This is a genomic window from Paraburkholderia sp. BR13439 (genome assembly GCF_040948805.1).
GTDB lineage: Bacteria > Pseudomonadota > Gammaproteobacteria > Burkholderiales > Burkholderiaceae > Paraburkholderia > Paraburkholderia youngii.
Genome location: NZ_JBFPKN010000134.1, coordinates 1 through 763, shown reverse-complemented (window position 1 = coordinate 763; position 763 = coordinate 1). Strand labels below are relative to the sequence as shown.

Annotated in this window: 1 protein-coding gene; it reads left to right on the top strand. The window is 62.1% G+C overall.

The features are described 5' to 3' along the window. A partial coding sequence (locus AB3X96_RS42545) for an AMP-binding protein (RefSeq protein WP_368594420.1) occupies positions 1 to 763 on the top strand: 763 nt, incomplete at both ends.

The following is a 763-nucleotide window of genomic DNA, read 5'->3' as shown; positions in this document are numbered from 1 at the left end:
TGGTCGATCTAGAGACGGCGACGCCGGAGTGGGCGAACCTGCCGGTCTCCGATCCGGACCCGCGTGCGCTCGGCCTGACCTCGCGCCATCTCGCCTATGTGATCTACACCTCCGGATCCACCGGCACGCCCAAGGGCGTCATGGTTGAGCATCGGAGCCTGGTGCGTCTAGTGGCGGGGAACGACTTCGTCGAGATCTCGCCGCAGGACGTCTTTCTCAACGCATCCTCGCCGACATTCGACGCGACCACGTTTGAGCTCTGGGGAGCCTTAGCAAACGGTGCGAGTGTTGTGCTCTATCCTGAACGCTACCTCTCGACGGTAACGCTGGCCCAGATCATCCAAGATCAACGCATCACCATCGCCTGGATGACTGCCCGGTTGTTCGATACCTATACCGCAGAGGGGCGCGGCACTGATGGGCTGCAGCAACTGCTGGTCGGAGGCGAAGAGGTCTCCGTCACTTCCGTCAGAGCATGCCAGAAGCGACATGCGACACTGCGGATCTCAAATGCCTACGGCCCGACAGAGAACACCACCTTCAGTCTCTGCTATCCGGTGCCTGCTGGCTTCGATGACCAGCAACGAGTGCCGCTGGGCCGACCAATTCGAAATTCGGTAGTCTATCTTCTGGACAGACACGGTGCGCCGGTTCCGTTTGGCGCGGTCGGGGAGCTCTACGTTGGCGGGGCGGGGGTGGCGCGCGGTTATCTGAACCGGCCCGAGCTGACCGCGGAGCGGTTCATCGGCAGTCCCTTTGTCGA